This is a genomic window from Collinsella aerofaciens (assembly GCF_015560135.1).
Classification (GTDB): domain Bacteria; phylum Actinomycetota; class Coriobacteriia; order Coriobacteriales; family Coriobacteriaceae; genus Collinsella; species Collinsella aerofaciens_AN.
In genome coordinates, this window is record NZ_JADMRH010000025.1 from 1 (window position 1) to 20,266 (window position 20,266).

Consider the following 20,266-nt stretch of genomic DNA (forward strand, 5'->3'; position numbering starts at 1 on the left):
CGGCAGCGAAATGCTTTCCCTGAGTCATTGTGCTGTTCCATTCCTTTTCCGTGCCATATCCGACTGGGCATCAGAGCTCTTTCCAATATAGGTAATTATGCTCCTCAACTGGGATTGTTTTATATAGTCCGTTGGCATTTATACAACAATCCATGACTCTTTTTGTCATGGATACGACGCTTCAGAAATCATTCGGCATGAGATGCAAAGAGCTCCGCGCTGGACTCGGGTGCAGTCAGGAGCAGTTCGTCAATTTGATTGAAATGGATCGTTCCTACTACGCGAGCATTGAGGTCGGGCGGCGCAATGTCAGCCTCTCAAATCTCAAGAAGATTGCCGACGGCTTTCACATCACCATTTCTGAACTCATGAGAGACGTCAGCTAAATTTATTCGTCTTACAGTCCATCTCACCGAACACTCTGCTGTGAACTGTGAAAATGAAAAATCGTCCCACGGATTACCTGAAAATCGTCCCACGGATTACCTGAAAATCGTCCCACGCTGCTGGTAAAATGCTATTTTTGATTGGACGATTCAGAAGGGGTACTGAAGCCATGGCAGAATATATGGACAGATGTATTGACCGCTTGGTTGAACGCGACCTCGGTATCTTCGGGGCTGTGCTTATCCAGGGACCGAAGTGGTGCGGAAAAACCACAACGTCGCAACGTTTTGCAGCATCCTCCCTATCCCTTTCAAATCCAGCCGGCGGTTTTGCGGCACTTCAGCTTGCCCGGCTCGATCCCGCCCAAGCGATAGTAGGTCCAACTCCGCGACTCATCGATGAGTGGCAGGAGGAGCCTAAAATATGGGATGCAGTGCGTTTCGAGTGCGACCGAAGAATGGGCGAGCCTGGACAGTTTCTTCTAACTGGGTCTGCTACGCCGAACGACGCGAACCGACCTATGCATAGTGGAGTTGGGCGCGTGTCTCGACTCCGCATGGACACGATGACTCTCCTCGAGCTCGGTATTTCATCGGGATCGGTTTCCCTTGGAGCGCTGCTCGCTGAAAAGCCTACTGGGGTTGCTCTTGGATCAATCGAAGGTATCCCCGCCATCGTGGACTTGGTGTGTCGAGGCGGTTGGCCGCAAGCCGTTGGCAAGTCGACTGCAGACGCCATGCGTATCTCCTCGGCGTATGTCGACGGTGTTTGCGAATCCGATGTCTCAAAGGTCGATGGAGTCAGGCGAGATCCCGTGAAAGTCAGAAGTCTTTTGTCTTCGCTTTCTCGCAATGAGTCAACTCTTGCAGGCACAAAGGCCCTTGAAAGGGATATGGGCGGCGAGGTGTCTCGCAACTCAATTCTGCGATACCTCGATGCTCTGTGTCGAATCAATATCATCGATAACATTCCAGCGTGGCATCCGGCGCTTCGGTCTCCGGTAAAACTGCGCCAGAGCGCGAAGCGACATCTTGCAGATCCTTCACTTGCGGTCGCGGCGCTCGGTGCCAGCCCAGATTCGCTTGCATCCGATCCGAAGACACTTGGACTGCTATTCGAATCTTTAGTTCTGCATGATCTTAAAGTGTATGCCACAGTCAACGATGCTCTCGTATCGCATTACCACGACACCGATGATTTGGAGGTAGATGCCGTGATACACAAGCGCGATGGCTCTTGGATCGCTGTCGAAGTCAAGTTGGGGAGTCCACAGGTTCCGGAGGCGTCTGAAAATTTGAACAGGCTTGAACGGAAGATGGTCGATCGAGGCGAGAAGGCGCCTACTGCAAAACTCATCGTCATCGGTTATGGAATGCCGGCACATGTAACCAGCGACGGAATCGTTATCGCTCCGGTCGATACGCTTGGTGTCTAAAAACAGAGCATCGCTATTCTGAGATCTAAAGCCTGAAGCTCAAAATCTCATTGCCTGTTTCTTCGCTTGGTTCGAATCGCGCCCCGCCGCCAGACCTGCGGTCAGGCGGCGGGTACTAAACGGCCTTCAATTGTGGATGCCGCTGCGGTACCACCCTAAACCGTGCGAAAACGTGCCCCAAGCTAATCATAAAGGCCATTTTGCACGCCTGCTTCGTTCAATGTCAGACATTGAACCTGCGGCAAAGCCGCAGCTGGGGCCACTAGTGGCCTGAAATCGCTCGCGTTACTCGCTTGTCCCACGCGTAGATGTCCGACAGTGCCGTCAGACATTGTCAAGCCAATGCTTCACAGGGATTTTTTACAGAATTCGTATCATTCTCGCTGCCTATCCTCTTGTACATTAAACCCTTAAAGTTCATGAAGGAGCAGAAGCATGTATGTTGATGCATAGGGCTCGATCCTATACAAAGATATCGGTATATCTCCATTGCCAGCGCAGTTCCCACGAGAGTGTTCGTAAAACAAATTGATCCCTTTGGCACGGGCATGTGGACTATGTTTTCTTCGGCTTGCTGGAGGAAAGAGAGATAGGATTTCATATCGTTCTTCTTTTCGAGAATAGGCCCAATTTCCCCATCAGCTACTCCAACAGCACAAAATGCACAGGGAATGTCCTTTTCTATACATGCTTCAAGAACTATTGACCTGGGATTGACCCCTTCCCCACAGTCTGCAGCGCAAACAAGCATTGAAGTCCTCGAAGGAACGCAACGCATGAGATCTTCGGCAGAGCGGACGTAAGACGCAACTGGATTAAGCGAAAGATCCGGATAGCGATTGACAAGTGTTTTGGAAACTGCCTCTACTTTTGCTTCTCCTATTTCGTCGGGACCAACAAGAAACTGACGATTTACGTTTGACCTCTCAACTCGATCCCCGTCGATTAATGTAAAATGACGAACTCCAGCAGCAGCCAAATGCTCCACCACCACCTGCCCTATGCCGCCCATGCCAACGATGGCAAGATGAACGGCACCGATTTGCTTAAGTAACGTCAGCGGAGCATCGGAATAATAAGACAAAAAGCGAGCTGTCCTCGAGCGGGGTGATCCCAGCTCGTATTCTTCAGTTTCTAGAAAACCAAGTTCGTTGAGCCTTAGCAAGAATCGTTGCTCGCGAGCTTCAAGGTTCGTCTCATCTATCATATTTTGTTTGGCGAGCTGTTCGAAAAGATTCGTACTCAAATCAGAGATTTTGACCCTCACTCGCGATTTTAATCCTTGCAATATAAGTTCGTTGGAATCTCTCCTGATATAAGCACTATCGTTCCAATAGAACATTTAATATCCTTTCCCTCAAGCCTTCTTCTGGAAAAGTGTTTCGCATGAAGAAGGCGCTGGAGAGTCGTCCGATCGGCAGAAAACACGCAGCCTCGCCAAACAGTTCGACGGCTCTCTCGTTAAACGCCTGGCGCGAAATCATGCCAGAAAAATACCTGCTCAAAACCGATAAATACTTTTGGAGACGCATTCGGTTGCCCAAGCCCGTCAGTAGTGTGAGTTGATAGTAGATAAAAATAGGGTCATTGAAAGTATTCGGAATTAAAAGCAGGTGCACATCAGCCCGATCCGATTGAGGAGAGAAATAATCACTCAACATGAGCTTTGGATAATACCTGCCTGACGATGATAATTGAAGCGCTATAAGTTTTACAATCTTTTTATTGGGGTAGTATTTGTCGCATGAAATTGATAATTTCGCAGTTATCTCTCTTTGTTCATCGGATTTATTCACGCCGTAATCGAAGGAAGGGTCTTTCAGTTTCGGCGACAGAAGTCTTCTGATCGCCTCTGTGTCAACGAGAGAGAGGATGTTCCTACGTCCTTCTTCGTCAGCGAAATAGGGAGAGTGCTTGTTTGAAAAAACGATAAAAGCCTCTATGCCAGATAATCCATGGTGCAGCCGCGTGCTCTTGCAATAGCGCTCAATTAATAAGGGCATGTTTGTATTACAGCTTGCCATGGTTCTTCCGAGAAGAAAACACAAGACGTCAACCCATCTATTCTCGATGCGCTTTATCGTCATAGTCTGAGTGCACGCAGCGCTGCTCAGTTTGACTTCCTGCCTTCCGATTTGCGTAACAGAAAAATCATTGACACAAAAATAGTGAGAAGAGAGGAGATGTAAAAATGGTCCCACCCTTCCTCCGGTCCGGAATGCAATGGACAGCGACTTTGCATGATTGCTTAGCGAATAGCAGTGACCATCAATTACATCTATTCTCAAAAAGAAAGTCTTTAGAAAGCCGCTGCAATTGTGATGGACGTAGTCAAGCTTCCTCCCCAACTCGACAATATGCTCATTATCATGTCGACTTGTAAACCTAATCGTCCTGTCATCATATTCAACTTCGAAAAAAGGGGAATGAGGGCATCCCGATGCATCGAGTATTACTGGAACCCCGGCGATACGCTGAATGATTTGTGACGAATAGTCATGTCCATCAAGAAGGCTCGACGCTTCGGGCAGCTCGTCAATCGATATATCAATTCTTGGAGACATGTATTCCTACCATTTTTAAAGAAACAACGGCGGTAATTGCTATCGCAATTGCGCCAATAACACCGAGCGCTATCTGAATGGGATATAACCCCAACACATATCCAAATATGGAGAAAAACATTGCAGAAAAGAGAGCCCTTACCAGAGACGCGACGGAAAGGATTGTCGCGCGGAGATCGTCCGCTATCGCGTCTTGGATTAAGTTTTCCGAAGTGATGTACACCACTTCTGGGAGAAAACAAAGCACCATGCTAAGGCCAAACAAACACAGCGGATTTGAAGCGAACCACGGAAGAATCATGAAAAGACCGGCCTCGATTAGCATCGAGCCGAGCATGGTATTTCTTTTCCCGAAACGCGATGAGAAGAAATCTGCTGCAATGTAGGCCGTCGCATTTACTGCATAGGATGCACCGAAAAAGATTCCTATTATGGAGACGGGAGCATCAAATGCGTCGAATACCAACTGATTCAAGTTGTAATAACTCCCATAGAATCCATCGAGCATGCTTGTGCCGATTAGAAGAAGCAACACCGCAAAAGCGGATTCTCCAATGCACCAGGTTTCGCGTCTGAAGACCTTGGCTACGTCAAACCTTTCCTCCCCAGAGTTTTTGGAATGGGTCGTTTCCATCCTCTCAATGGGATACAGAAGGAAAAGCTGCAGGAGATAGAAAACGGAAACGCATACGTAGAGGGCACTCCAAGATACTTGGGCAATGAATGATCCAAGTACGATTGCCACTCCCGTCGCGATTGATTGCGCGGCAAGCAGCCGAGCGTTGATGGTGAGGAAGCGCTCTCCTTGACCGGCATTTCGGGCAATTTCATATAAAAGTGCTTGTTCGGATCCCGATTGAAGGGAGTAGGCGAGTGCCTCAACAAGGGAAAGCGCGACGAGAAAGGGGCCTGAGAGCAACAGCATGCCAGCCGTATGGAAGAAAAGCAGCAGCACGCCCACTTGAATCGAGAACTTCTTTCCAAAGAAATCGCCTATCAGCCCTGTTGGCAGCTCGAGGACGACCGTTGCAATGTTAAACAGGGCTTGATAAAGCGCGATTTCCGTGACAGACATTCCTTTCTCCGCAAGGAAAAGTAGAAACACTCCCCGATTTAAAACAAATCCCGCGAGAACGAAAAAGGCGGAATAGATGTGCAGCTGCGCAGTGGCATTCTTATTCATTTGGCACTCCTAACGACTATTTTTGTCGGGGTGCTCGCCACTGATTCGAAGCCTGAAATGTTCATAGTCTCAATGAAGAGCTGATAAAGCTTTTGAACAGGGTATCGATAGAATAGGACATCCTGCGCTCTTTCTTCTCGACGAACTATTGCCAGCCGGTCGATTTCGAAACAAGAAACCGCATAATACACACCAGCTTGATCTAGAGTTGCCGTATAGCTTTCTGCAACGGCAAATGCATCACGATCGCGACACATTTCAAAAATATCTTCAATGCTTCTACCATCTCGATGAATCATAAGGTAGGTTGCGAATTTAAAATGGTTTATCAAATCAAAATACGTATCGGCACGCGCGAGCACGTCAAGAATGTCGTAATTTTCATTTCTGACTGTGTACAGATGATTGAAATGAAGAGGTGACAGGCTGTTTGGGTCAATTCCGGCAGCAAGTAAATCTAAGTAATACTGAGATTCTTTTACGATGATATAATCCCCTTTATTCACCCCTTGAGCAACATCAGTAAGAGGCTCTGGGCTCATATAGGAAAAGTCAACGTTTGACATAAAACTGGTCGACGCGACTTCTTGAGCAAGGGCAAGGGTGTCGAGTACTTCGGAATATGTTTCTTCTGGAAAACCGATGATAAAATTGGTTTCGAATCTCAAGCCAGAAGAAATGATGGATTTTACGGTAGGAATTACTTTTTTAAGATTCAAGTTTTTCCGGCAGATTCGCTGTATTCTTTGCGATCCAGTTTCCAAGCCAACAAATACGGAGATACATCCGGTTGCCTTAAGTAGGCCAATGATCTCGGGAGTTATCGTATCGATTCGTCCCTCACAGTTGTATTTGAAATCATAATTCATTGCATATTTTTTGACTGCAAATTCAAAGAAGTACTTGTGCGATGCTAAAAAGTTATCATGATTATAGTTAATTGAAGAAAGAGTGCCGGTTTTTGCCATGCAATCGTAGACACGCTGCGAGGTTTCGAGCAGTTTGTCGACATTAAGAAATCGCGCTTTCTGACCGAGAAGCACTCTGGATGAGCAATAGTAGCAATTAAACGGGCAACCTCTACCTGCCTCAATGTTGACCACGTTCATGCCGTATGAATTGGAGTAGTCGAGTTCCGGAAGGTTGTTAATGTCGTATTCAATCAACTCGCATAATCCAGAATCCCCGGTTTTAGAAATCGAATTTTTAGGTAAATCGCCCTGAGCGCCGCAAGCAATATATTCGAGTAGAAGCGGGAGGGTTTCTTCCCCATCAAAGATCGATAGAAAGTCAACCTCGGGACAATCCTGAAAAACCATTTCTCGAAGTGAAGTGATCTGGGGACCACCAAATATGATAACCGATTCGGGATGCGCCCGTTTAATAATCTTCGCTATCATGATGCCCCAGATATAAGAGGCGTTCATGATCGAAACACCAAAAACATGGGAGTCGATTGCTTTTATTTCGTCGGAGAACCACCGATAGATTTCTTTTGAAAAAGTCTTTTCTTCTTCGAGGAACTTACGCTGAAAGTCAATAACGTGAGTTGAAAATCCCGCTGCTTCAGAAACGGCCCTTAGATTCAAGATGGCCAGATTATCAACAAGGGTCTTCCTGTAGTGATTCACCGGATTGATCAGAGTGAAATCAACCTTCAACTTGAGCTCCTTTCTTTCGGGCGAATAGGAATCGCCTCCGTCACATTAAACGGAGGCGATTGTGTTATCAGACCTTAGCAGCGGCGCTGTATAACCTGATCAACATCAATGCCGAAGTCCAGAAGTTCTTCAACAGTGATCTCGATGTCGGAAGCCGATTTATCGCTGGCCATCTCGATTTCCTCTTTCTCCATTTTCGTCACCTCCTTTTCATGTATGAGTTAAAAAACTAGTGGCTTTCTGGAAACAGCCAGGATCAATGCTAAACGATGATTTTAGATTCAACGTCGGGACCAGTTGTTTTTATGAATATGATGCCAATGCACGAACAAAAGCAGTTAGCCTTTTCAGCACTGTTGCGGCTTATGCAATCACATGAGTCCTAGGCCCTTTCGACACCACCTGTATTGCGAATCAGCACCGCTGTCTTCCCGACCGAATATTGCCGTCAGGCACCGCTATTAAATGCATCTCCAGGCATCCCGTTACACTCGCGCCGCCATGCGGTCGACTGAACGAGGGTTTCACATAGACGCGATCTGGGCCGACATGGGAGAGGCCATCATGCGGCAGTGCTGCAGATGGAGCGCTAGCAATAACAGGACACAAGGACCAGCGTCTGCCCAGATGCCAACACATGATAACGGCGGTGCTGTTACGCGATATTCAGCAGTGTTTAAGCTAGCGGATACTCAATCACGCGCATAGCAGGAGTAACAGCACAGGTGTTCCTATAGTTTTGTCAACCGGGGAATGCCGTTCGCGAGATCGAATCGCGAAATGCTGACGCCAGGCCTTTCGACCGGCGGACTCCAGTCTGTTCGGAGTGCTGCGTTTCGACTAGGCGGCTTAGGGCACCCTGTCCCGCATGATCGCGTAGGTGACCTTCAACCTCTTTCGCGCCAGCGTTTTGAGCGCCTTGCCGTGCGGCATGCCCCGTTCTCGGCACCTGGCGTAGTAGTCGCTCCATCTTCCCTCTGTCCGGGTAAGGTCGTTGCACGAGAATATGAGCAGGTTCTTCAGCCTTTTGTTGCCTTGGCGCGATGCCGTCACCGAGGAGATCGAGGTCCCCGCCTGGCAGTTGCGCGGCGCCAGGCCGCAGTACGACGCGAGCCTGTCGTGGCTTGACTCGTCATGTTTAATCTGTTTCGTTAACTGAAATACGAAAATCTGGTTAATCGAAAAGGCAAAATCTGGTTAAATGAAAACGGTAAATTTAGTTAAACGCGCTGGTAAACAATGGTGAAAAATATGCCAAAAAAGTACTACACTAGAATTATCGAAACTGAGCTCGACCAGATGCTAGGGATATTCGGTGCCGTTCTCATCGAAGGACCGAAATGGTGTGGAAAGACAACCACAGCCGGGACCCGTGCGGCGTCCAGGCTCCTTCTCATGGATCCGTCGCGCAACTTCGAGAATCGTCTGCGTGCCGAGACGGACCCGGCGCTTGCCGTTTCCGGTGAGGTGCCGCGGCTGATCGACGAATGGCAGGAGGTCCCGAAACTTTGGGACGCGGCGCGGTTTGAGTGCGACAACCGCGGCGGCGAGCCTGGCCAGTTCATATTTACGGGGTCGGCGACGCCGCGAGACAATGAGCGGCCGATGCACAGTGGCGCTGGAAGGTTCGCTAAATTGCGCATGGATACCATGACGCTTTACGAACTTGGGAAATCTAGCGGTGCGGTTAAGCTGTCGAGCATTATTTCTGGCGAGAAGTTCAATGGCGCTTTCGGGTCGTTGGACTCTGCCTCGATTGCCGAGTGCGTTGTTCGCGGCGGATGGCCCGCGGCGGTCGGGCGCGATGCGCTGGCTGCGTCGGCGATGGCAAAACGTTATATCGGCATAGTCGCCGAAGAAGATTTGTCTCGTGTTGATGGCTCTCGACGCGATCCCGAAAAGGTCAAAGCTGTCATCGAATCGCTTGCGCGCAATGAATCCACTTTGGCGACACTCAAGACGCTCGTAGCTGATCTTGGTGGAGAGGTATCGAGACAAACGGCGGCATCGTATATATCTCTTCTCGCTCGGGTCAGCTTCGTTTGCGATATTCCCGCGTGGAATCCAGCAATGAGATCTCCGGTGCACTTAAGAGAATCAAAGAAGCATCATCTTGCTGACCCGTCACTGGCGGCCGCTGCGCTCGGGGCGACTCCGGAGACCTTGCTGCTAGATTTCAAGACGCTTGGACTACTTTTTGAATCGCTGGCACTCCATGATTTGTGGGTTTATGCGCGAGCAAACGGGATGAGTCTCTATCACTATCACGATTCTCGTGATCTAGAGGTCGATGCAGTCATTGCGGCTCCTGGTGGGACCTGGATTCCGGTCGAAGTTAAACTCAGCTCTGCTCAAATAGAAGAGGCATCCGACAATCTTGTTGCTGTCGAGGAACGTATGGTTGCTGCTGGAAACACCCCGCCGGTTTCTAAAGTAGCGATTATTGGATTTGGATCACAAGCCTATGTTACCGACCGCGGCGTCCAAGTTGTTCCGTTGGATGTGCTCGCGCCGTAATACTGTGGGCGAAGTGAAATTAACGCCGCAGTTTTTAGATCTGGTTTCTGAGATCTAAAACGCGAAGCTCAAAATCTCATCGTCTGGTTCTTCGTTTGATTCGAATTTCGCCCGCGCAAAAGTCAAAGCGACTCGCTCGGGCGTTTCGTTTTTTCGCATCGTTTTTCATCTCGCATCTCAAATCTATTCAAAACAAAACGCGAGTTTTGAAAATCTATAGCGACCGTAGGGAGCGATCATAGGCGGCTTTGCCGCCGCATGAGAATCGACTCGCCAATCAGAATCGTAAAGCGAATCGAGTCACCTTCTGACAAATTCAACAGCGCTTCGAGTCACGCCCAGGGACTCTTTGCGCCATTGAAATTGTCGAAAGCTGCCTCAACTTTTTCGAAGGCGTCGCAAACCCACTTCGCAAAAACGCAAACACTTGGCATCCCTCGCGTTTACGTTTTCACTCCGCTCTCGCTGCAGCGAACTTCAAATGCTCAGCATCCTTCGCATTCAAAATTCGCTTCCGCTCACGGTCTCCACTGACGTTACGACAACGCGAGGCCTCTCGCTCGTGATGAGGCCTCTCATCACGTGTCTCCACTGCGTTCCGCCCATGTCGCCTGCGGTGACATGCAAGATGTACGTAAATCATGATAACCGGGCCCGTAGTCCCTGTTATCATGATTTACGAATCTTGCTTTTCTCCTGTCACGGAGAAAAGGGAAAGAGTGAACTACAGCACACTTTTTGCGTGTTGGTTCCACTCTTTCTAAAAAATTAGGCAATCATAGCAAGAGGTGACGGATGCCAATCTTCAATTTCTTGCTTACTTTTCCGGAGGCCACTCCGGAGAAAGTAGAAAAATGGCACGAAATGAATTCGTAAAGGCTCGTGTTTCTCCTGAAGAGAAAGAGATCTATCAACAACTTTGCGAACAAGCCGGTTGTACGGAAGCTGAGTTGATTCGATCTGTGCTGATTCATCGGGAAATCTCACTTGATGATCTCGATGATGAAATGCAAGTTCTCGATCGGAAGAAAAAGGCCCTCCATAAGCAACAGGAGGATTACAGGAGAGTACAGGCATCGCGTGAAACTGATGAACGTGGCGAGCCGATTTCTGAAAAAAGAAGTGTTCCGTTCCAAGTAATGCTCACTGCTCCAGAAAAAAAGGCAATTGAGCAGCGTGCAGCGGCGCTCGGTATTTCTGCAAGCGAACTGGTTCGCCGCAGCGCAATTTACGGAAAGATTGAATCATTCAACTTTGACATCGCGGAAGTTGAAAAACTCCATCACGAGTTATTGAAGGAAGGAACGAACCTCAATCAGCTGATGTATTTTGTGAACGCCCAAGGGCTTCCCGCGTACAACGAGAAAGCTGTTTTCCGAACGCTTGAAAAGGTTTACCAAAACGCTCGAAAGGTCGACCGGTTTATCGAGGAGCTTGAAAAGCGTTATCACGTCGATTATGTTCCACATGATTATCTGGTAGATGAACCTGACAACAGAAATCTTTAAGTCAGAGCGCAATTGGATCATATTCAGAAGTGAGTGCAATTACTCGTTTAGCTATTTCTGATATTTCATAAAACGGCTTTCGGAAAATGGAAGGAATGATTTTATATATCTGAGAACGTTCAGCTATAACTACTGAGTAAAAGTGAAAGGAGATAGCAGAAGAGATTGACAGTCATTAAACAGAAAGCAGTCAGCTCGTACCCCGCCTCGCTAGCTTGGCCCTGCCCTGGCGCGAGGCGGGGTACGAGCTGACCGGTGGCGATTGACGACTCTGCTAGGATCGCTTCAGCGCGCCGCCGCGCTGAAGCCCTGCCCGAGTTTTCGGGGAGGTGGTCGCTATGTCCGAGTTCCGTCTTACGATCGTCGCTCTTCCTCTGGTGGCCATTCGGGCCATTTTGGGCTAGGGTAAAACCTGGCCTTAAAGACCAAAGCCGCCCCTGCCTGGGACGGCTTTGTTTCCTCGATTATCAACTCCATCCGGACACTTCCCGCATTCATCCGCGTGTGTACGGATGAATGCGTGGCTCGCTACCCCGGCGGCCTGATCGGCAGGCCGCCGGGAACTCTCACTCCTTGATAAAAGCCGGCACCCGGTTAGTTCTGCGCATCTTGAAATCGCCAGTCTCGTGGGAGACGTAGAGAATGCCGTCCATCCCGTCTCGCGATGCATATGACAGGTGAACCGAACCGCAATCCGCTCCACCATCGTCGAGAAGATCGAACGAATTCGGATCGCTCGTTGTGGCCAAACGACCACTCATGCAAGAGCCATCGCCATTACAGATTTGCCATTCCATGTCTTCGCCTGCGAGAATCGCCATAGACGGCCCGGTCGCGCCATCGCTGACATACATCCCGTCTATGCCAAACCCGTTTTCAGCGCCATCGATAAACGATTGCTCGGACCTATACTTCGCGAATGATGCGCACAGCGCCATTGCAAGACCGATCGCAAGGCCAACAGCCGCTATCTTTGCATAGCTCCTGCCCATCATGTCATCCTACTTTTCGCTTGCCCAAGGAAAGGCGGAAGAAGTTATTCGTCGCTGCTTTTTTGTACACCTTCTTGACGCCGTTGACGGTTTCGTAAACAACAAACGGCTGAACCTTGTGCTCGACGTTCGCCGTCGCTTTCCAAAAGCCGGCACCGTCGATGTGAATGGAATACCCAGTCGCCGACAGATTGCGCTTTGCCAGCGGTATCGATACGCCTATGCTTCCGAGACCATTCGGGAGCGGCACCGATACGCTCACCGAACCGCCGCCAGACGGCTGGACGTTTATGGAACCGCCCCCGTCGATGTGAACGCCTCCCGGGGGCTGCCCAGCAACGTCGTGCCATCCGCTGGCTTTCGTTTGCACGCTCCCGTATACGGTGCTGTAGCTTGGGCGCCCGCGTGTCGCATAGGGCTCAACACCATCAGATGACATCGCCTCTTCTATGATAAGGGCCGCTTCTTGCTCTGCACGTTGACGCACAATCGCCTCGACATCAGATTCACTCAGATCCGGGAACGCTAGGAATTCTACGGTTTCAGAATCGCAACCATCAGCAAATGCACCATTTGGGGTGATTAGCGACAGTCCGCCCAATGCGGCTGCCGTCAGGATTGACCTGCGAGTAATAAACAGGTTTTCCATCGCACTCATCTTCGCCTCCAAACTTCTCACCGGGGTCTTCTTGCCAATTTTTGCCCCGGCTCGGTTACTTCGGTTACTTGAGAGCTCCCATATACGCTTGTTACCCATGTACGTAATATTAATTTCGGACATATCGAAATTAATCAATGGTTGCGGGAGTTTCCGACTTCAGTGAAATGCCACCCTATACCAACAGAATCAGTCTGGCTTGACATGTGCCATGCACATGAGAAAGGGTCGAACCGAAGTGTCTGGCCGAACGCCAATTGTCCGGGAACTGCTTCGGATTCGACCCTCTTCTACTTTACTTCCATGGCCATGCAGCGGTCTAGTGCTCCTTGACCGGATGCTTCTCACCGAAACCACCGTCGATGCCGAAGCGGCACAGCCTGTCGATGGCACGAAGATGCTCGTCGATGGCGGTTGCGATCTGGGTGTCGACCTCGCTGTCGTGGTCGTTGAGACCGCGGACCGCCCCGTCGGCGGCCATGAAGGCCTTGATGGCCTGATTGAACTGAGCCTTGAAAGCATCGACCTTCTCGACAGCGGTGGCTCGTTGTGCCATCTCGTGCTCGAGCCGTTGAACGATTTCCTGTGTATCGCTCATGCTGTTCCTTTCCTCGCGGGGCATTTTATTTACTGTATTGCACCGCGCGGACACGATTCCCACCTAAGGTATGGCAGTGGCGTATGTTCACAAACTCGCAGGTAAACGGCTCAACAGGATTCGATTTACGAGGCGATTAGACCAAGGTTGGAGCGGATACCCTGACCCACGGCAGCGCCGATTCCGGGAAGGCACGCCGGGGCTATGCCGACCTGAGTATCCTCTCGGCCTTCTCGATAGCGGCCGAGCGAAGGAACTCCGACTTCCGCATCCCGCACGCGGCGGCCGCCCTTTCGATGAGGTCGGCGCCCGTCTTTGGGCACTTGAAAGACAGATTGGCGTTGGCCTCCACCTCGGAAAGCCTGGGACGACCGACACGGAGGTTCACCAGGCTCCCCTCCCAGGAGCCGGATTCGTATTCCGCGCACTCGCGCTCGATGTCCTCATCCGTGATCGCGGATCCGTTTGCAAGCCTGAACTCCATCAGCAACCTCTCCTTCTCGCGTTCTCGATCTCCCTCAGCGTCTTCTTGCTCGGCGGTGTCATGGCGTGGTAGACGAGCCATGCGCCGTCGGCCAGGAGGACCCCGACCATCTCGATGTACCGGCCATGCGGGTCGTAGCCCGTCCGCATCTCCTGTTCCCCGGGTATGCGGACGGCTGCGAAGCGGTAGCTCTCCCACGCTGCCTCGACATCACCGTCATCGAGCTCGGGGTGCCGCTCATGAACTCTCTGGTGTATCCGGACCATGAGCCTCCAATCGTTACGATAATATTCTACTACTATTTGGTAGTAGAATATTAGGCACACCAACATATTCCATCAGTTCGTCTCAAAACGTATACCCGCCTCAATTCAGAAACGCATCTGGTTGTTGAAGAAGTTCATTTCCTTCGCTAAGGAAAAGGCAATCGCCTAGATCGGAGTTTCAAATGACCAACGATGATGGCCACCTCCTGCTGGATGCGATCGAGATCGAGCGGCAGCGCAACCGGATGTTATGTCAGACGATGGGATTTCGACATGCAGTTGTTGATGCGCACAACGGAGATCTTGTTGCTGTGATGCGCAGTCCCGATGATGCCTATGACTACTGCGACTATTTTGCCACGGTTCGTCGGGACGCTACTGTTTTCGATTTGTGGGCTGAGATTTAAAACATCCCGCCTGTTTCAGTGCGTTTTTGGGGTTTATATCTGTTCGCTTTTTCGGTTGTGTCGCAGTTCACTAGTTCATTCATTACGTTCTTCGTATCGACTGTAAATCAGTTATGCCGCGGTTACACAGCTCTGTTGTTGCGTTTTGTCGTAATTCAGCAATGACATAGCCGGAGCTCGCCCGCAAGTGTCGTACGCTGCCGTACAAAACTGCGTTTCGGCCGTCCGCGTACTGCCAAGGCTCTGCCCTAGTACCCGGCGCCTGCGGCGGTTGTTCATATCTTAACTGCGACACAACCGAACAAAGCAATTACGACACTACGTAACTGTGTAATTACCGAACTACGTGATAACGACAAAACTGAAAAACGTAACTGTTGAATTGCAGAACAATGAGCTAACGCCGCGAGTGCCGGGTGCTAGGGCAGAGCCCTAGCGTGCGCCGCTTGCGGCGGTACGCTGCCGGGCATTTTGTACGGCAGCGTACGACTCTTGCGGACAGATTTCAGGACCGAATAGTCCGATGTTCAATAGTTCTGTTGTTACGTGGTTACATAGTGCGGCTATTCCGCTTTGTCGTTATTGCGTTATGTCGCATTGTCGATATTACGTAGTTCGGTTTTTCACTTTTTACGCCGTTCACTTATTCATTTGTTACATAGTGCCGCTATTCCGTGGCGCCACTTTTATGCCCACCGCGTGCGTATTCGACGGTGTGGGCGGCGTCTCCGAACACCTCGACTGCTGCCGCCACGAATTGCGGTGTGGTGCGCCTCGGGATATAGAAAGTTTTGTTGCCGAACACGATTGCGATCCAGGCGTTACGGTAGATGAATTGATATGCCGCCTCTCTTGAGCGCTTACCGCAGTATTCCTCTGCAATCTCGTCGATCTGCCAGAGATGGCCGAAGCCGACGATATATTCGGCGATGTACGCGCTCGTCTTGATTCGCACGCGCCGCGGGCGGCGGTATGGAGCATAGCTGCTTTTCCCGGGGTCCGCTTTAACGGGCACGGAATAGACCTCGGCTCGAGCCTTTTCAGCGACCACGCGCCGTGCATCATCGAGGCTATAACGCTTGCACAGGCGCTCGCCGTCGTCGGTCGAGCACTTCACGGTGATTGACTTGATATGCGGCGCCAGATACTTGTACACCCATGCTCGCGACGCGCCGAACTTCCACCGCAGATCTTCAATACTCAAGAACTCATCCATCTTCTGACCTCGATTTTCTGCCGATAAACGAGAAATCCCGCAAGAGACGCATACTTGTACCCCCATCGTAAATGTGTGTACAAATCTGCCGCCGATCCGGGCGGTTCGGCGCTTGCCAGGGCTCCGCCCTTGGACCGGGGGAAGGACGCTCGCACGCCTTGTTATTACGATAACGGACAAGGACGAAAAGGAGCCAGTTTTCAAATTATTACGATAAAAGACACGGATACGGCGGCGTGCGCGGTGGTGCCTGCGGGAGATTATTACGATAACGGACGCAACGGCAAACCCTGAATCGCGCCCCTGAGACGGTGCAAAATGGCCTTGTGAGGACATTTTGCACGCCAGCTTCGTTCAACGTCAGACATTCAAGATGTCAGACGTCGAACCTGCGTCAAAGACGCAGATGGGGCTACTAGTTGCCTACAATCGCTCGCGAAGCTCTCCTGTTCGTGCGTGAATGTCTGACAGCTCCGTCAGACATTGTCGGACATTTGATTGTTCGACAAATGCGCACGTGGTCGCGTTGAGACCGGAGCAAACGGCGGATGCCAGAAAAATGGCCTCACAGAATCGCACCCATGGTTGATAAAATTGACCGCCCGGGCGCAAATACCCGGGCGGTCAATTTATCCCCTCGTTCGCGATTCTGTTGGGTTTTGGGGCTTTGACATGTTGTTGACGGATGGATCAGCCGTACAGCTTGATCTCCCGGGGTTCCATGTGGTCGTCCCCCCAATAAGACGTTCCTGATGTAGTCCTGCGGCAGGAACTCGACGGGCAGCACTGGGTCGTCGACGTGTCCGGGCACTGGTGGTAGGCGTGGCCTTTGGACATAGCGTGGCCGCCTGCCGGCAGTCGGACTGCCACTGAAGCCAAAAGCTCAAGCGCGCGCATTAAAATCATGGATATATCGCTTGATGGACTTTTGACCAAGTATGAACATCGCAGGTAAATCCATGTACCAATTTTTGGTACATGGATTTACCTGCGATTTGTTGAAAACTCTGACATGCGCCGCCGACTTCATTAAAATCGATTGCCAATCAAGTCTTCCTATATATGCGAGTCCTGAGAAACTGCGCTGTGAACCTGAGTCCGCTATCGAGCGGCCCGGTGCGCCGGTCCGCTGTTCTCGAGCTGGTAACAGCTTGCCGGTCTCAAAACGTATGCCTCTGGGCACTCGAAAATCGAACTCTCGATGCCGTGAACGTCGAGTGCCAAAACCCAGTGTCAAAACCTCCGCGTCAATTCCCATGGGAAAATCAAATACGAGGCAGGAGGCTGAAATGACACGTTACGGATATGCTCGCGTGAGCACGAAAGACCAGAGGTTGGACCGCCAGATCGAGGCTCTGGTGAACGCCGGCGTGGCCTATGGCCATATCTACAAGGACAAGGTCACGGGTGCCCAGGACGGCGACCGGACGCAACAGAAGCGCCTGTTCAAGAAGATGCGGGCGGGCGACGAGGTGGTGGTCGAATCCTGGGAGCGCTTGACCAGATCGACCAGGCAGCTGCTCAACTATGACCTTATGTTTCGAAACCTCGGCGTGAAGCTCACGTCCCTGAAACAGCCCGTGGATCTAGATACCGCATTCGGGCGCTTCGTGCTTGGCACCCATGCTTGCACCGCGGAACTTGAGCGAGATCTGATCAGGCAACGCCAGGCCGAGGGTATCGCCGTCAAACGGAGCCACGGCGGCAACGTGGGTGGCAGGCCTCGCACTGCCGGCGTCAAAGCCGATGCCGCAGTAAGGCTCTATCTTGGAGGAGAGACTCCTATTCCCGATATTTGCGCTGCGACTGGCGTCTCCAAATCAACGCTGTACCGCATCCTTCGTGAACGCGGATTGGTGGGCGTCAGGAAATAAGTCCGTCTGTCGTTTCGCGATTTGCCTAATAGGCCCGAGTGCGGCGGCGTTACTATATAAGGGTGCGGTATTTCTCTAACCGAAAACCTGCGTGAACGCATGACTTGAGACGCCTTTTTAGAACTCACCGATCGCAGGAAAAAGACAACTCAACAGCGGCCGTGCATTGTTCCCAGCCATATGGCATGGCGGAGCCATGCCCGTTGTTGATTGGAGTGCCGCATCATGGCCGAAAACCAAGTCCAGTCCGAAAAGAAAATGACCAGTCTGAATGTCTCATCGGAGACCCGTGACGCCATAAAGGACATCAGCACGAGCCTTGGTCTCTCGCAGGCCGATACCGTCGCCCGCTTGGTCGATGGCTACCACCCTAACGCCACTCCCGGCGTGAAGGCTGCGCTCGACGCATCGGCCGCCCTCGATGAGGCGGTCGAGCGGGTTAAGCGCATCATCGTGGGTGCTGCCGAAGCTGCCGCGATGGAGGCTCGTGCTGCCCGCGAGGACGCCGACGCTGCCAAGAAAAGTGCAATGGAACAGATTCAGAGCATCAAATCTAATTGCGTCGAGCAGGTCGCCGCCATCAAAGAGAAATTCGAGCTGGATACTGCGAGCTTGGAGATTGAGAACGATGAGCTCCACGCCACCGTCGCCGATTACCTCTCGCAGCTCAAGAAGCTCGATTCCGAGAACAATCAGCTCTTGGCAAAATCAGCCGCAAAAGACGATCGAATTGAAAGCATGAGGGGCGCGGTCGACGCCGCGGCCAAGGCTCAGGCCGATCTCAACGTCTCCCTCCTCGCCCAGCGTGACCTGATGGCCGAGGTCGCCGCCCTCAAGGACCGCCTCGCCGCCTCCGAGCAGCGGGCGGCCGTGGCCGAGACCAAGGTCGAGGTCATGACCCAGACGAGGGGCGAGTAGATATGTCCGACAAGCTAAGGCCGTCTCGCCATGAGTTGATAACGGCAGGGCTAGTCGTCTTTTTGGTCACGGCGCTCGTTTGGACTGTCATTGATGGTGCCGGCGCAAATGCGCTCACCATCAGCGGTGTCATCACCCGTCAAAATGCCGTCTGGGCTTCGCTTACAGCAGTTTCAGTGGTCATGCTCATTGGGGCTTGGCTGTTTGGCTGATGACATTCAAAAACAATTAAGTTTGGAGTAATCGATGGAACATCTCTCTGTTAAAAAGGCAATCAACCTAGCTCGGAACTTTGGGGCTGCGGGTGTTCTGGCAGCCGCCCTAGCTATGACCTCTGGGTGCAGCCAGGCAGACGATCGTCAGACGGCAGTTCAGGTCGCCGATTCTGATAACGCGCAGGAAGACGGGGTTTACGGCAAGATGGAGTATTCAGTCACCGGCGTCGAGGTGCATGATTCCTCGGCTGGCGATGGCGGGAAGGTTGCCGTTGTTCGCTGGCACGCCATTAACAACCGGTCGGCAGATTCATGCGCTGTTGGTAGCTACATCACGGCTTATCAAAATAAGCAGATGCTTCCTCGCGGTTTTGCTACCGATTTACAAGAAGATTCCTTCTCTTCGCAAGGGCTTGCGCCGGGAGGCGAATGCGACGGCGTGTCGATTTTCGAACTCAATGGCATGTCCCCCATCGAAGTGAAGATCGACGGAGTTGGGGCTGGATCGAACTCCGTCGACCAGAGCTTTGAATTGGAGTAGGCCGCATAGCGGTTGATTTCTAGAAACCTTCTAGAGCGCTTCTAGAAGGTTTCTAGAACTGGACACAGCATCTTCGATTGGCACGATGTCTCGGTAGATAAGGCGGTGCCTGGCGTCGCACCATTTGTCGCCGTGGTAGTGGCCGAAGAACCAGGCGCGGTAGCCGATCCGCCCATCGAGCTCGCCAAGGAATCGCTGAAGCTGGTCGTCCCGATACTCGCGCCCGAGCTCGTGGCACAGCCCCTCAGCAAGGGCAGCCGGCGCCTCGTGAGTCACAACGTAGTCGACCTTCCAGCCCACGCGGTCGAGCGAGGCGCGGCAGTGCCCCATCTCTTCCTCGCTCGGCATCTCCTCGGGCCACCAGCTCCTCCCCTCCCTGCGATACTGCCTGTCATGGCTCGCGGCGCCGCCCATGGCGAGGACCGTAAGCCCGTCGATGTCGAACACCTCGCCGCGCATCAGGTGCAGCACGTGCGGTCGCGCCTCGTGGACGAGGCCGCCGTTCCAAACCCGTGCCGGCAGTCCTGCCAGCATCCGATGGTTCTCGTGGTTGCCGTCCACGAAGCACGTGGTCCACGGCTTCGACCCGAGCCAGTCGAGCCAGTATTTCTCGGCGTTGGACCCATCCCAGACAAAGCCGAAGTCGCCGGCCACGATCACCACGTCATCGCGCGTCAGCGTGCGGCCCAGTGGCCAATTCTTGAAGGCAAACCGGCTGGACCCGTACTCGGCCCTGCCGTGCACGTCGCCCGTCACATAGATAGTCATCAGTACGCGCCCCACGGCAGGAGTTTGTCCCCGAGTCTCACGATCCGGTCATACAGCACCGTGTGCCGTTCGTC

At 51.8% G+C, this 20,266-nt stretch carries 21 protein-coding genes; 9 read left to right on the plus strand and 12 right to left on the minus strand.

Features of this window, described 5'->3' with window-relative positions:
* Nucleotides 1-167: 167 nt before the first annotated feature.
* Both I2H19_RS08930 and I2H19_RS08935 read left to right on the plus strand, forming a co-directional pair.
* Nucleotides 168-386, plus strand: a complete 219-nt coding sequence (locus tag I2H19_RS08930; RefSeq protein ID WP_229089875.1) for a helix-turn-helix domain-containing protein — start codon at nt 168-170, stop codon at nt 384-386.
* A gap of 170 nt (nt 387-556) precedes the next feature.
* Complete coding sequence (locus I2H19_RS08935; RefSeq protein WP_195622433.1) at nt 557-1,822, plus strand: ATP-binding protein; 1,266 nt, start codon at nt 557-559, stop codon at nt 1,820-1,822.
* 334 nt (nt 1,823-2,156) lie between these two features.
* Here I2H19_RS08935 and I2H19_RS08940 read toward each other — a convergent pair whose 3' ends face one another.
* From I2H19_RS08940 to I2H19_RS08960, 5 genes are all read right to left on the minus strand, one after another.
* A complete protein-coding gene (locus tag I2H19_RS08940) occupies nt 2,157-3,164 on the minus strand; it encodes a ThiF family adenylyltransferase (RefSeq protein ID WP_195622434.1) in 1,008 nt (335 codons plus the stop codon).
* A complete protein-coding gene (locus I2H19_RS08945) occupies nt 3,145-4,386 on the minus strand; it encodes a hypothetical protein (protein ID WP_195622435.1) in 1,242 nt (413 codons plus the stop codon). The genes I2H19_RS08940 and I2H19_RS08945 overlap by 20 nt, the downstream gene beginning before the upstream one ends.
* Nucleotides 4,370-5,569: an MFS transporter gene (locus I2H19_RS08950; protein WP_195622436.1), complete on the minus strand. Its 1,200-nt coding sequence runs from the start codon at nt 5,567-5,569 to the stop codon at nt 4,370-4,372. Before I2H19_RS08950 ends, I2H19_RS08945 begins: the two co-directional genes overlap by 17 nt.
* On the minus strand, nt 5,566-7,230 hold the full coding sequence (locus I2H19_RS08955; protein ID WP_195622437.1) for a B12-binding domain-containing radical SAM protein: 1,665 nt from the start codon (nt 7,228-7,230) through the stop codon (nt 5,566-5,568). Before I2H19_RS08955 ends, I2H19_RS08950 begins: the two co-directional genes overlap by 4 nt.
* 849 nt (nt 7,231-8,079) lie before the next feature.
* Complete coding sequence (locus tag I2H19_RS08960; protein ID WP_324252745.1) at nt 8,080-8,409, minus strand: transposase; 330 nt, start codon at nt 8,407-8,409, stop codon at nt 8,080-8,082.
* Between the two features lie 72 nt (nt 8,410-8,481).
* Here I2H19_RS08960 and I2H19_RS08965 point away from each other — a divergent pair, with 72 nt between their 5' ends.
* Nucleotides 8,482-9,747, plus strand: coding sequence for an ATP-binding protein (locus I2H19_RS08965; protein WP_195622438.1), 1,266 nt, complete (start codon nt 8,482-8,484; stop codon nt 9,745-9,747).
* 854 nt (nt 9,748-10,601) lie between these two features.
* On the plus strand, nt 10,602-11,255 hold the full coding sequence (locus I2H19_RS08970; RefSeq protein ID WP_195622439.1) for a plasmid mobilization protein: 654 nt from the start codon (nt 10,602-10,604) through the stop codon (nt 11,253-11,255).
* A gap of 566 nt (nt 11,256-11,821) precedes the next feature.
* Here the strand turns inward: I2H19_RS08970 and I2H19_RS08975 are convergent.
* From I2H19_RS08975 to I2H19_RS08995, 5 genes are all read right to left on the minus strand, one after another.
* Nucleotides 11,822-12,247, minus strand: coding sequence for a hypothetical protein (locus I2H19_RS08975; protein ID WP_229089876.1), 426 nt, complete (start codon nt 12,245-12,247; stop codon nt 11,822-11,824).
* A 4-nt stretch (nt 12,248-12,251) separates the two neighbouring features.
* Nucleotides 12,252-12,905, minus strand: a complete 654-nt coding sequence (locus tag I2H19_RS08980; protein ID WP_195622441.1) for a hypothetical protein — start codon at nt 12,903-12,905, stop codon at nt 12,252-12,254.
* Nucleotides 12,906-13,224: 319 nt separating this feature from the next.
* On the minus strand, nt 13,225-13,503 hold the full coding sequence (locus tag I2H19_RS08985; RefSeq protein WP_195622442.1) for a hypothetical protein: 279 nt from the start codon (nt 13,501-13,503) through the stop codon (nt 13,225-13,227).
* A 202-nt stretch (nt 13,504-13,705) separates the two neighbouring features.
* Nucleotides 13,706-13,987 carry a type II toxin -antitoxin system TacA 1-like antitoxin gene (locus tag I2H19_RS08990; RefSeq protein ID WP_195622443.1) on the minus strand — a complete coding sequence of 94 codons (282 nt, stop codon included), beginning with the start codon at nt 13,985-13,987 and terminating at the stop codon, nt 13,706-13,708.
* Nucleotides 13,987-14,313: a hypothetical protein gene (locus I2H19_RS08995; RefSeq protein ID WP_229089877.1), complete on the minus strand. Its 327-nt coding sequence runs from the start codon at nt 14,311-14,313 to the stop codon at nt 13,987-13,989. The genes I2H19_RS08990 and I2H19_RS08995 overlap by 1 nt, the downstream gene beginning before the upstream one ends.
* Nucleotides 14,314-14,435: 122 nt before the next feature.
* Here I2H19_RS08995 and I2H19_RS09000 point away from each other — a divergent pair, with 122 nt between their 5' ends.
* Nucleotides 14,436-14,660 (plus strand): hypothetical protein, encoded by a 225-nt coding sequence (locus tag I2H19_RS09000; RefSeq protein WP_195622445.1) that lies wholly within the window; start codon nt 14,436-14,438, stop codon nt 14,658-14,660.
* Between the two features lie 667 nt (nt 14,661-15,327).
* Here the strand turns inward: I2H19_RS09000 and I2H19_RS09005 are convergent.
* Complete coding sequence (locus I2H19_RS09005; RefSeq protein WP_195622446.1) at nt 15,328-15,876, minus strand: hypothetical protein; 549 nt, start codon at nt 15,874-15,876, stop codon at nt 15,328-15,330.
* A 1,289-nt stretch (nt 15,877-17,165) separates the two neighbouring features.
* Between I2H19_RS09005 and I2H19_RS09010 the strand changes: the two genes are divergently transcribed.
* The 4 genes from I2H19_RS09010 (at nt 17,166) to I2H19_RS09025 (ending at nt 19,424) form a co-directional block, all read left to right on the plus strand.
* Complete coding sequence (locus I2H19_RS09010) at nt 17,166-17,750, plus strand: recombinase family protein (RefSeq protein ID WP_055287572.1); 585 nt, start codon at nt 17,166-17,168, stop codon at nt 17,748-17,750.
* A 225-nt stretch (nt 17,751-17,975) separates the two neighbouring features.
* Entirely contained in the window at nt 17,976-18,668 is a 693-nt protein-coding gene (locus I2H19_RS09015) for a hypothetical protein (RefSeq protein WP_195622448.1), read from the plus strand.
* A 2-nt stretch (nt 18,669-18,670) separates the two neighbouring features.
* Entirely contained in the window at nt 18,671-18,880 is a 210-nt protein-coding gene (locus tag I2H19_RS09020; protein ID WP_195622449.1) for a hypothetical protein, read from the plus strand.
* 34 nt (nt 18,881-18,914) lie between these two features.
* Nucleotides 18,915-19,424 (plus strand): DUF5067 domain-containing protein, encoded by a 510-nt coding sequence (locus I2H19_RS09025; RefSeq protein WP_195622450.1) that lies wholly within the window; start codon nt 18,915-18,917, stop codon nt 19,422-19,424.
* 30 nt (nt 19,425-19,454) lie between these two features.
* Here I2H19_RS09025 and I2H19_RS09030 read toward each other — a convergent pair whose 3' ends face one another.
* Nucleotides 19,455-20,192 (minus strand): metallophosphoesterase family protein, encoded by a 738-nt coding sequence (locus I2H19_RS09030; RefSeq protein ID WP_195622451.1) that lies wholly within the window; start codon nt 20,190-20,192, stop codon nt 19,455-19,457.
* Nucleotides 20,193-20,266 lie beyond the last annotated feature (74 nt).